Annotated in this window: 8 protein-coding genes and 2 pseudogenes; 1 reads left to right on the forward strand and 9 read right to left on the reverse strand. The window is 40.4% G+C overall.

Annotated elements, in window-relative coordinates; translation table 11 throughout:
• From pgi to uvrC, 7 genes and pseudogenes are all read right to left on the reverse strand, one after another.
• A pseudogene (gene pgi / locus WBM98_RS15090) lies at nucleotides 1–845 on the reverse strand (glucose-6-phosphate isomerase); the annotation flags it as partial.
• 1 nt (nucleotide 846) lies between these two features.
• Nucleotides 847–2,127 (reverse strand): peptidoglycan DD-metalloendopeptidase family protein, encoded by a 1,281-nt coding sequence (locus WBM98_RS15095; protein WP_424366855.1) that lies wholly within the window; start codon nucleotides 2,125–2,127, stop codon nucleotides 847–849.
• The gene (locus WBM98_RS15100; protein WP_424366856.1) at nucleotides 2,120–3,097 is read right to left on the reverse strand and encodes a tryptophan 2,3-dioxygenase family protein; all 978 of its coding nucleotides are present in this window, start codon (nucleotides 3,095–3,097) and stop codon (nucleotides 2,120–2,122) included. The genes WBM98_RS15095 and WBM98_RS15100 overlap by 8 nt, the downstream gene beginning before the upstream one ends.
• A gap of 15 nt (nucleotides 3,098–3,112) precedes the next feature.
• Nucleotides 3,113–3,892 carry a DUF3108 domain-containing protein gene (locus tag WBM98_RS15105; RefSeq protein ID WP_424366857.1) on the reverse strand — a complete coding sequence of 260 codons (780 nt, stop codon included), beginning with the start codon at nucleotides 3,890–3,892 and terminating at the stop codon, nucleotides 3,113–3,115.
• Nucleotides 3,893–4,206: 314 nt separating this feature from the next.
• Nucleotides 4,207–5,349 (reverse strand): 4-hydroxyphenylpyruvate dioxygenase, encoded by a 1,143-nt coding sequence (gene hppD, locus WBM98_RS15110; RefSeq protein ID WP_424366858.1) that lies wholly within the window; start codon nucleotides 5,347–5,349, stop codon nucleotides 4,207–4,209.
• A gap of 188 nt (nucleotides 5,350–5,537) precedes the next feature.
• Nucleotides 5,538–7,799 (reverse strand): patatin-like phospholipase family protein, encoded by a 2,262-nt coding sequence (locus WBM98_RS15115; RefSeq protein WP_424366859.1) that lies wholly within the window; start codon nucleotides 7,797–7,799, stop codon nucleotides 5,538–5,540.
• A gap of 21 nt (nucleotides 7,800–7,820) precedes the next feature.
• A complete protein-coding gene (gene uvrC, locus WBM98_RS15120; protein WP_424366860.1) occupies nucleotides 7,821–9,608 on the reverse strand; it encodes an excinuclease ABC subunit UvrC in 1,788 nt (595 codons plus the stop codon).
• 547 nt (nucleotides 9,609–10,155) lie between these two features.
• Between uvrC and WBM98_RS15125 the strand changes: the two genes are divergently transcribed.
• Nucleotides 10,156–10,722, forward strand: a complete 567-nt coding sequence (locus WBM98_RS15125) for a 5-formyltetrahydrofolate cyclo-ligase (protein WP_424366861.1) — start codon at nucleotides 10,156–10,158, stop codon at nucleotides 10,720–10,722.
• On the opposite strand, the gene WBM98_RS15130 is transcribed toward WBM98_RS15125, so the two are convergent.
• Nucleotides 10,701–11,360 carry a lipoprotein signal peptidase gene (locus WBM98_RS15130; protein ID WP_424366862.1) on the reverse strand — a complete coding sequence of 220 codons (660 nt, stop codon included), beginning with the start codon at nucleotides 11,358–11,360 and terminating at the stop codon, nucleotides 10,701–10,703. The genes WBM98_RS15125 and WBM98_RS15130 overlap by 22 nt on opposite strands.
• A gap of 32 nt (nucleotides 11,361–11,392) precedes the next feature.
• Nucleotides 11,393–11,742: pseudogene (locus WBM98_RS15135) on the reverse strand (hypothetical protein); the annotation flags it as partial.

An 11,742-nucleotide genomic window follows, 5' to 3' on the forward strand; every position in this document is an offset into this window, starting at 1 on the left:
GCTATGGTTATACCCACGGCACTCCATAATGAAAAACGCCCACCGACCCAATCCCACATGGGAAAGACATTGTCGGCCGATATTCCAAATTCCGCGATTTTCTCGGTATTCGTTGAAACGGCAGCAAAATGTTTGGCTACATCTTCCTGCTTTGCATGTTTAAGGAACCATTTTTTTATCGTTGTCGCATTACTCAAGGTTTCCTGGGTGGTAAATGTCTTTGAGACCACAACGAACAATGTCGTTTCAGGATTCAATTCCTTCAATATTTCATGTACATGGTCCCCATCTATATTACTGACAAAATGGGTCTTTAAGTGATTCTTGTAGAACTTCAATGCCTCGACTACCATGGCAGGACCAAGATCGGATCCCCCGATACCTATATTGACCACATCGGTGAAGGCCTTGCCTGTAAACCCTTTTTTAGTGCCCGAGATAATGTCATTTGTAAATGAACGTATATGTTCTTTTACCCCATATACCTCAGGAATCACGTTTACCCCATCCACAAGGACCACGTCTGATTTCTTTGCCCTTAGTGCGGTATGTAAGACCGCCCTATCTTCTGTTTGGTTGATGGCTTCCCCTTTAAAATATTTTGAGATGGCATCTTTTAAGTTTACCTCATTGGCCAATTCCACTAAAAGTGAAATGGTCTCTTCTGAAATCCTATTCTTTGAAAAGTCAAAGAAAAAATCGTTCCATGACAAACTGAACTTTTCTGCCCTGTTGGCATCCGCCGAAAAAAGTGTTTTTAGAGGTGTGTTTTTGGTAGTACCGTAATGTTGTGTAAGCTTTTTCCAAGCTTGGGTCGTAGTGGGGTCAGTGTTCTGTAATGACATATTACTGGTTAAGTGTTAGCAGTTCTTCCTCTTTTGGTTTTTCAATATACTCGATACAATCCAATTGTTCCTTTAATGGGGCAATAAATTCAAAATAATCAGGTCGTAATGCCTCCGCCAAAGGTTCCGCCAAAGGCAATTCTTCCTTTAAGGGGTCTACCTGCCTGCCATTTCTCCAAAACCGGTAGCAAACATGTGGGCCGCCCGTATTACCTGTCATACCGACCCAACCGATGACATCGCCTTGACGAACAAATTCGCCCTTACGTACATTTTGCTTTTTCATATGAAGGTATTGGGTCGAATAGGTGCCATTATGCCTGATCTTGACATATTTACCATTACCGCCCTTTCTTGTTGATTCGGTAACCGTACCATCTGCCGTGGCCATAATAGGTGTGCCGATGGGAGCCGCATAGTCGGTTCCTTTATGGGGGCGCAATTTGTATCCGTAATATCGGATTCTTCTTTTTAGATTGTACCTTGACGATATTCTACTGAACTTGACCGGCGCCCTTAAAAATGTCCTTCTAAGGTTATTGGCCTCTTCATCAAAATAATCAACGATGCTCTTCAAGGAGTCGTTTTCATAGGCAAAGGCATAAATGGGTGTACCGTTATGCTCAAAGAAAGCTGCTTCAATGGGTTCCGCCCCGGCATAGATGGAATCATTGATGTATTTTTCCTTATAAATCACCTTGAATTTATCACCTTTTTGCAGTCTGAAGAAATCGATGGTCCAAGCATAGATATCGGATAGATTATTGGTGACATTATAATCGATACCTTGTTCAAGAATCGCCTCAGACAAAGAGGTTGCTATTATTCCGGAGGCTTCACGCTCCACATATTTCACTTCTTTCCTATCCTTGTAGGCGACCACGCTGTCGCGCAAATCGACCACCGTAAAGTTTATGGCATCATTTTCATAAATAAAAACTTGGGCCTGTTCGGTGGTATCTTTTGATTTGAGGATAACATAGGGTTTGCCTACGCGTATTTTCCTCACATCGAAGGTGTCTTTGTAGTCTTGGGTAATTTTTGCTATTTTCGGATAGTCGACCTTATTGCTCAACATCAATTCACCAAAGCTGTCCCCGTTTCTTACCGTATCGTGCTGTACGGTAAAATCATCAAAATTAAAACCGTACTGTTTGACGATTATCGGTACATGTACGATCGCCAATTCCTCCTTTTTACCCTGTGTTTCTTGACTAGCATTATCCTCCTTGCAAGAAGCAAGTAGCATCAATGCCATAAAAATGCCCCAATATTTATGCATTGTTCTTGTTTATTTTATCTGGATTAAAGATATGGTCTACCCATTGTTTGCCCCATTCGTCCATCGTTTCTTTGGAATGGATTTCAGGGAAAAATACGACTTTTTGAAAACTCGGCGGCAAATACTCCTTCCAATTGGTGCCTCCGGTGGCAGCAACTTGGCCACTTTCCTTACCTAAATACCTATGGGCGGAACCCATATGCACCAACGGCCAGTTTATATTCGCATTTATATCCAATCTTGTTAACGCTTGAATGAGTATTTTATTATTCTTTTTAGCATCTGAAAGCTCTAAAAATTTATGACAAATGGTGTTGCCTTTTACTTGTTTTGCAATACGAATCAATCTTGGTGTATAACGGTACTCAAATTGTTTTAGGGTCAAGGTCTTTTCACCAGTGGATACATCGGTGGCCCCTTTTTTCCAATAGATATGGTCGTAAAGGTCCTCAACGGTATTCTTTGCCGAAAATAGGTCGCGTTCCGTATGGTGCACCAAATTCTCGAGCGGCGTGGCATACAGTTCGATCATGCGATATTGTGCCGATTGAAATCCGCTTGCTGGTAAAAGTGCCATTCTGTATTTCAGAAACTGTTCACGCTCCATACCTTTGATCATTATACTGAAGGAAGAAATCAAGGCTTCGAAATAACTATTGATGCGTCTGGCCTTTTCAATATAAAATTCCACATCCTGGGCCTTATGGTCCACAAACTGTTTCTGTTCATGAAGGATAAGCTTAAAGTACAGCTCCGTAATCTGGTGGTACATGATAAATATCTCCTCATCGGGAAAATACGTACGGGGCACTTGAAGGCTCAATAACGTATCGAGGTGGATATAATCCCAGTAAGTAAGGTAACGTTGGTAAAGAAGTCCGTCTAAATAAGAGCTTAGGTCTTGGCCAGAATCCCTATATTTTTCCTCTAGCTTGGTTATCTGGGATTCAATCTGCTCTTTATTCTCCATGGTATGGTAAGGTCATCAATCCATTACTATTTTAAACTGGTGTTTTAGACCATTAAAACCATCTAAATCAGCCTTTATCGAACCAACGGCCAAATCGGCCTTAATACGGATAGGGATTCTATTTTCATCCTTGGAAACCCATAGCGTAAGACTTTCCTGCTCCTTGAACACCCTTCCCGATTGTACCAATGGTCTAAACTTATAACATTCAATCATGCCATATTTGGTCTTTATTACCTCAGTACCCAGATACTTCAGCTTAAAAGGGAATATGCCATCATCATCATACAGCAATTTCATTTTGATGGCTTCCCCTTTTACCAGATCTTTTGGCTCATAATTGTTCCTCAGATAATAAAAGGCTGAAATAAGATCCTGAATGCTATCCTGCAGTGCAAAATTAATCTTTTTCTTGTTTTTTTTGTCATTGAGGACCGCTTTATCCTTTTCATGGTCAAAATCGATTTCAACGTCCTTGGTATAACCCCCTTCATCAATTTTTCGAACAAAGCGATAGGGCTTACCGTCTTTTTTATCGAAATAACTTTCATACCTATCGTCTACCTTAAAAAAGATACTGGCAAAACCTGTGGTCTGCCCTATACCTACGACATGATATACCTCTTTGCCCTTAATCGTGGCCGAATTAACCTGCAATGTGGCATAACTCGCATTCAACCAACCATAATGCATGCGAAATTTCAACCATTCGCCTGGTTCAAACACAGAATCACCGTTCTGGGCATTAGTGCCAAGTGCCATGATCATTAACAATGTTGTAATAAATAATCTCATACCTAGAAGTAAAACTAATAAAAGAGAATCAATCTATTTTAATATTTACAATTACTTAAACAATTTTTATTCCAAAGTATTGTGCAAAAAAAAAGCCCAGTCTTACAACTGGGCTTTTCCTAAATAACCAACCAAACTTTAAATTATGAAAAACCAATACTTAAAGTTGTAAGGGAACCACCCCTTACGTGAACAAATTTAATACATAGTAATGGTCTTGAAAACCCTTTTAACGTACTTTAACTAAACCCTTAACAGTTATTAAGGGATGTATCTTTAAAATTGGCAAATTCTTAAGAATTATTATCCTGAAATTACAGTGTTCCCCTTGATTCCTGTTCTCTTTCAATGGCTTCGAACAGGGCTTTGAAATTCCCTTTCCCAAAGGATTTGGCCCCTTTTCTTTGAATGATTTCGATGAACATCGTTGGTCGGTCCAAAATCGGTTTCGTGAATATCTGGAGCAAGTACCCCTCGTCATCCCTATCAATGAGGATGCTCAACTCCTTCAAGGGTATAAGATCTTCGTCGATTTCACCCACCCTATCCAACACATCTTCATAATAACTGGCCGGTACCGTTAAAAATTCAATGCCCCTGTTTTTGAGTGCAGTGACGGTTTCGATGATATTATCCGTAGCCATGGCCATATGCTGAACACCAGCACCGTTATAAAAGTCTATATATTCCTCTATTTGCGATTTTTTCCTGCCTTCTGCCGGTTCATTTATGGGGAACTTGATCCTGCCATTGCCATTGCTCATTACTTTACTCATCAATGCTGTGTATTCGGTAGAAATATCCTTGTCGTCAAAAGATATTAATTGGGCAAAGCCCATAACCTCTTCATAGAATTTGCACCATTTGTCCATCTCATTCCACCCTACATTGCCTACCATATGGTCTATATATTTCAGACCCACCTCCGGTGCGTTGTAATGAGGATTCCAACGAACATACCCCGGTAAGAACACGCCCTTATAGTCCCCCCGTTCCACAAAAATATGTACAGTTTCACCATAAGTATGGATGCCCGAAAGCACAACCTCCCCATGATCGTCTTTCATGGTCTTGGGTTCCAAATAACTTTGCGCCCCTCTTTTAGAAGTCTCAAGATGACTATGGGTTGCATCATCGACCCATAGGGCAATGGCCTTGACCCCATCTCCGTGCGCATCGATATGTTTGTTTATGGGCCCACCGGACCGCAGGGGCGATGTAAGTACCAATCGTATTTTATCTTGTTGCAAAACGTAGGAGACCTTGTCTTTTAACCCGGTCTCCAAACCGGCATAGGCCAAGGGCTGAAAGCCCCATGCGGATATATAGTAATGGGCGGCCTGTTTGGCATTGCCCACATACAGTTCTACATGATCCGTTCCCAAAAGCGGTAAGAAATCTTCGGCCTCAGGGTTTTCTTTCGGTAAGTGTAATGAGGTATTGTCTAGGATAGCCATGATTTGATGTTTTGAAATGTAAATTAAATTGAATATTTGACAGCATTAACAATGCTCAATGGAATATTCGACAAGCGCTTTACCACATTGCCCTACCGTGGGCCGCTACATTATTAAGGTTTGATTTTATCATGCGCCGTGCTTTTGTCAAATATCGTAAAAACCCACCAAAAATACTGTTAAAGGCTTCAAAACCAATAACCTAAACTAAAAAAGAACCTACCCGTACCTTCTGGGGACCAAGAGTACATCAGCTGTAATGGACCCATGAACGACTCGAGACCGTATCCAATGCCATACCCTGAATAATTTGGGGAGGTAAACCATTCACCGGTCCTGAAAAGATCATCATCGACATTGGCGATATTCGCAGTCAGCAGTACATGGTTTTTCGGTGCAATCTCCAGATCCAGTCGCCCATAAGCCTTTACATAGCTATTACCGGGAAGTGACAAAAAATCATAGCCGATAAAAGGGGTGAAATTATTGATGAGATTATTCCCATACCCTCCTAAAACAAAATCGAAGGAGGTCACTCCAGAAGTTCCCAATTTAAAGCCCCCCTCGGTTTCAAGATTCAATGATAGATTTTTTACCAAGGGAAAAGCCCCACCCATTCTCGCTTTTGCGATTGAGAACTCCTTGAAATTATCATTAAAATCAGAAGAAAGTAGGTAAAAATGAAAATCCCCATCAAAAAACAAACCTCGGGTAGGAAAGTACTTGTCGTCATAAGTATCCAACTTCAATTCCCCAAAAGCACTATAAAAATTGCTTTTTTCTAAATAGGTGCGTTTTTCCGTCGCAGTTGTTGATAGCTCCCCCCCTTCGTCTGCAATCGCCCCTAAGGTCCTTGTACTATATCTTAAATATTTATGTTCAACACCGAGGCCAAAGGCAAATTCCTCTTGCAGTACGGTCTGTAGATATATTTGGTTGGTCACATCCAAAACATCCATGTTCAAATTATTGATATTGATGCCAGGTGGTATTTGAAAGTTACTTTCGATCAAACCAAAATCTACCTCTTTTTCAAAAGCATTGAACCTTGAATTGATACCAAAACTCCAATACGATCCTTTATCGATATAATATTGCATGTTGTACCGCACTTGGTCGCCCAAAATCAAATCGAAGGAAGCGACATCATCCCCAAAAAAGAAGTTTTTGCGGGTTAGGTTGATTATCGCGGCACTTTTGTAAAGATCATCATAATGGGCACCGATTTTCAAAAACGTTTTATTCTGGGTTTCGTTCAGCTTTAGAATAAGGTCTTCCCCATCACCGTCAGACAAGAGTTCATACCGTATCGTTTTGAAATTACCGGTCGCGGCCAGGTTGCTGATGCCCCGCTGTAATTTTTCAAAACTTGTTTTATCCCCTAATTTAAAACGTAGTTTTCCCTTTACGTACCCACGGGTATAGTTTTCATTATCCCCTTTTATGATCAATCGGGTAACCCATAAACTATCGACTGGTGAAATTGGTTTCCTTTTTACGGCAACCTCGTTTTGCATCAAGGCTACATTTTTCAAATCGTTATATTTTTCCTCTGCCGCAATTTTGCCTTTTTCTATGATATCATCCCCCAAAGCAAAGTCCATCACCGAATACTCGGCCATATCGGGTTTAATATAGACATCGGTCAATACCGATTTCTCGGTCATGTCCTTCACCGTCCTGAAATTATTGATCTGTAATAAAATGCCCGTAGCGGAAAGCAGTTCATTCCGATCCCTTAACCCATGTTGCACATCAATACCAATAATGATATCGGCCCCCATATTCTTGACTTCCTCAATGGGATAATTATTTACAACCCCCCCATCAATGAGCACCATACCATCGATCGTTGAAGGCTCGAATAAGGATGGAAGTGTTCCCGATGCCATAATGGCCTCAGGCAAATACCCTTTATCGAGTTTAACCTGCTTTCCTGTCTCTACATTGGTAGCTATACATACAAATGGTATGGGCAATTTGCTAAAATCATCGATATCCTTGACATGGTATAAATATTTCACCAGTTCGTGATAGATGTTCTGACCTCCAGAAAAACCCTGTGGTATGGAAATTCTGAAGTTATCAAAGGGAAGGTTCAAGGCATATCTTTCGGAATCTTCCTTTTCGTAAAAGGTCTTAACGTTCCTAGGAAGAAAATCACCTATAAGCCTATTGAAGTTGATACTCCTGAATATCGAATCGAGCTGGTTTGCAGAATAGCCCGAGGCATACAAAGCGCCGACAATGGCTCCCATACTCGTGCCCCCGATATAGTCGATTTTGATGCCAGCTTCCTCAATGACTTTGAGCGCGCCGATATGGGCCATGCCCTTTGCGCCACCACCGCTCAACACAAGGCCCACCTTTACCTCTTTCTCCTGTTCTGGGTCTTGGGCATTTACTTGCCCTAAAAAGAGTAGTATGAAAAGTAAGGGTAGAATTCTCATAGGTATAGTAGGTCGCGATTTTCAATGAAACGTTTCATAAATTTTTTTTGCCTTTGCTTTTCCTATAATGGCGGTTAAACTTTCGAACGAGGCCTCCTTGATCCTTTTCACCGACTTGAATTTTTTCAAAAGGTCTGCTGCGGTCTTTTCACCAACACCATCGATATTCTCCAATACAGAATTTATTGCCGCCTTACTCCTCTTGTTCCTATGAAGGGTTATGCCGAATCGGTGGGCCTCATTCCTGAGTTGTTGTATAATTTTCAGGGTTTCGGATTTCTTATCCAAATATAAGGGTATGGAATCTTCCGGGAAATAAATTTCCTCCAATCTTTTGGCAATCCCTATAATGGCGATCTTGCCTCTTAACCCTAGAACATCCAAACTTTTCAAGGCTGAGGATAACTGTCCTTTCCCCCCATCTATGATGATCAATTGCGGTAAAGGTTGCTCTTCGTTCAATAAGCGTTTATAGCGTCTAAGAACGACCTCTTCCATAGAGGCGAAATCATCAGGGCCTTCGACCGTTTTTATATTATAATGACGATACTCTTTCTTTGCCGGTTTTCCGTTCCTGAACACAACGCAGGCGGCAACCGGATGGGCGCCCTGTATGTTACTGTTATCAAAGCATTCGATATGCCGGGGTTCTTCGGACAAGCGAAGGTCTTTCTTCATTTGTGCCATGATCCTTTTCGTATGCCGATCTGGGTCTATGATCTTGATTTGATTGAATCTTTCCTGTCTATAGTATTTGGCATTGCGTATAGATAGGTCAAGAATCTTACGCTTATCACCGAGTTTGGGAACGGTCACCTTGATTTGGGGTTCAACGGTCACCTTAAAAGGCAGGTAAACCTCCTTTGATTCTGAATTGAACCGTTTTCGTAGCTCGAAAATCGCCAATTGCAACAGGTCCTCATCCTTTTCATCCAATTTCTTTTTGATTTCCAACGTATGCGACCTGATGATCGACCCATGTGAAAGTTGCAAAAAGTTGACATAGGCAAAGGCATCATCGGTAAGTATGGAAAAGACATCGACATTATTGATCTTCGGATTTACAATGGTGGTTTTTGCTTGGTACTTTTCAAGTATCTCGATCTTGTCCTTGATGTGTTGGGCCTCTTCAAAACGCATTTCCTCCGCGAGGGTTTTCATTTGGTCTTTGAAGGATTGTAAGGATGATTTGAAATTACCTTTTAGGATTTCACGAATATCATCAACTTGCCTTTCATATGAAGTACTGTTTTGCAGTCCCTCACAAGGGCCCAAGCAATTCCCTAAATGATATTCAAGACATACCTTATATTTACCGGCCTCGATCTTTTCTTTTGACAAATCGTAATTACAGGTTCTTATGGGATATATATTTCGGATCAAATCCAATAAGATCTTGACCGTGCCCATACTTGTATAAGGGCCGAAATACTCAGAACCGTCCTTGATCATTTTTCGGGTCGGAAAGATTCTTGGGAAACGTTCTTTTTTAATGCAGATCCATGGATAGGATTTGTCATCCTTGAGCAGCACATTATACCGAGGCCTGTATTTTTTTATAAGATTATTTTCCAACAATAAGGCATCCGATTCCGTGGAAACCACAATATGCCGTATACGCACTATTTTCTTTACCAGGATACGGGTTTTGCCATATTCATGGTTCTTGGTAAAATACGATGAAACCCTTTTCTTAAGGTTCTTGGCCTTGCCAACATACAAGATCTTATCTTCCCCATCATAGAATTGATATACCCCGGGACTGTTGGGCAAAGTACTGATCTGTATGTTTAATGGCAATTGGGACATTGATGAAGTAAGGGAATTTAGCGTCTTAAGTTCCCTGTTAAATTACTATGTTTTTAATCAAATGTAAGGTGTTTTCCATATTTTTTACGCCTAGGTTCAATGATAAAACCAATGTTATGATGAGGTTATGCCCGGCCTTTTTATAAGAATTGAAATAATAACACTTCTTTTGGTATGGTGTTTTTTAATTTTTATTATATTTATCAGAATTCAACGATTTAACAGTATTTGAGTTTTCGATTCCACGACCTGATGTGTAACGCTTAAATATCCTTTTCTAAACAATAATCTACCTTCTTTTAGTTATTGAATTGTTAAATTTTCGCCCTAATAGTGCATTTCATCGATAAAATTGTGCATTTTGTAGGATATATTATTTTTTATTCTTTATATTTATGACATCAAAATCGCAATACGCATGGACAATTATATTATAACCCTCGGCACCTACTTGATATTAATGTTGTTTTTTAAAATCTATATCGCAGTAGCTGCGAAAGAATAAAAACAACCTAATATTTTCATCGTAAATGTTCAACTCCCCCACATGTTGAAGGCTGATTTACGATTGCTTTATTCCCAACGGAGGAATCAAATCCCTACAGAAAAAATTTCTGAAGCGAGTTTGTTAATCTCAAACAATGTATTAGACCTTGCGATTTGGGAATTCGACTACTACCACATTTTCTTACCGATTGCCCACAAAAAGGAAATAGACACTGTTTATTTATTATCCATACTTCAAGGACGGGATAAACATGTTATTATTCCCAAGATGAAAGGGGATGCATTGCTTCATTTTTTATTGACCGACAATACCAAATTGATACCGAATAAGTGGGGGGTTCCCGAACCAGTTGATGGTATTGAAGTACCGCCCGAAAAAATCGATGTTGTTTTCGTGCCTTTACTCGCTTATGATAAAAAAGGTAACAGAGTAGGTTATGGCAAGGGCTATTATGATCGGTTTCTTAAACAATGTAAGCCTGGGGTAATCAAGGTTGGTTTGTCGTTATTTGGGCCAGAAGAAAACATCGTCGATGTTCTTAAAGAGGACATTCCCTTGGATTATTGCGTTACCCCCGATAAAATCTATTGTTTTTCCAAATCCTGATCTTCTGCAAAAGCTTCTTCCTTGGTTTTATGGGCAAATGCCTTCTTGTTGAAAACCAACAATATTCCAACGCCAGTGCTTATGGCCGTATCGGCAATATTAAACACAGGATCGAAAAAGCTGAAGCTTTTCCCCCCGAAATACGGCACCCAATCAGGCCATATTGTATCGATCATTGGAAAATAGAGCATATCGACCACTTTCCCAAAAAACAAGCCCCCATAGGGTTCCTCCGAAAAGAGGGTGGCAACCTGGCTAATGCTATCATTGAACAAGATCCCATAAAAGACGGAATCGATGATATTTCCCAAAGCGCCTGCGAAAATCAAAGAGACCGCAAGTACCAAGGTTTTTGAAGAATGTTTCCTTATACTGTCATAAAGCCAATATCCGATACCTGCAACCGCGAACAAACGGAATACGGTCAATATAACCTTTGCGGTATTTTCTGAAATCGGCAAGAAGTCATTTAACTTGGCTCCCCATGCGGCACCGGAATTCTCGATAAAATGGATTTTGAACCACTCGAAAACCTCCACCGATTCCCCAAGGACAAAATGGGTTTTAATGTAGATCTTACTGACCTGATCAACAAGCAATACCAAGACAATAAGCAATACTGATTTTTTAATACTCATTGGTTTCAATATGAAGGGCAAAAATAGGGATATTATTCGGTTTTCATTAGATGGATATCACCCGTGGTGGTTGTCAGATCGAAAAAATCATCGGCTTCGGGAATAGGTTCCCTTTCGACAATGCCAAAACTGTTCTTAATCAAAAATGTAGCCCCTTTGGTATACACATTTATATCCCCGCTACGTGTAGTAACTTTCGTTGTGCCATAAATGGCCTTAAGATTACAGCTTCCATCATCGAGAAGTACCCGCAAATGCGCATAATCCCCATTTATAAATAAATTGGTAGAGGTCCCAATAATGCCGACGGCCATATATTTGGGAATTTGTATGTTCAACGAAACTGATAGTACCTTATGTGCGCTTAGCTTATCATTGGGTT

Source organism: Maribacter sp. (genome assembly GCF_049667165.1).
Taxonomy (GTDB): domain Bacteria; phylum Bacteroidota; class Bacteroidia; order Flavobacteriales; family Flavobacteriaceae; genus Maribacter_A.

What these genes read in the sequence shown, in the direction of transcription:
- WBM98_RS15095 (WP_424366855.1), bottom strand. Translation starts at nt 2,127, where the DNA reads ATGCATAAATATTGGGGCATTTTTATGGCATTGATGCTACTTGCTTCT.
- WBM98_RS15125 (WP_424366861.1), top strand. Translation starts at nt 10,156, where the DNA reads ATGTTGAAGGCTGATTTACGATTGCTTTATTCCCAACGGAGGAATCAA.
- WBM98_RS15100 (WP_424366856.1), bottom strand. Translation starts at nt 3,097, where the DNA reads ATGGAGAATAAAGAGCAGATTGAATCCCAGATAACCAAGCTAGAGGAA.
- WBM98_RS15115 (WP_424366859.1), bottom strand. Translation starts at nt 7,799, where the DNA reads ATGAGAATTCTACCCTTACTTTTCATACTACTCTTTTTAGGGCAAGTA.
- hppD (WP_424366858.1), bottom strand. Translation starts at nt 5,349, where the DNA reads ATGGCTATCCTAGACAATACCTCATTACACTTACCGAAAGAAAACCCT.
- uvrC (WP_424366860.1), bottom strand. Translation starts at nt 9,608, where the DNA reads ATGTCCCAATTGCCATTAAACATACAGATCAGTACTTTGCCCAACAGT.
- WBM98_RS15105 (WP_424366857.1), bottom strand. Translation starts at nt 3,892, where the DNA reads ATGAGATTATTTATTACAACATTGTTAATGATCATGGCACTTGGCACT.
- WBM98_RS15130 (WP_424366862.1), bottom strand. Translation starts at nt 11,360, where the DNA reads ATGAGTATTAAAAAATCAGTATTGCTTATTGTCTTGGTATTGCTTGTT.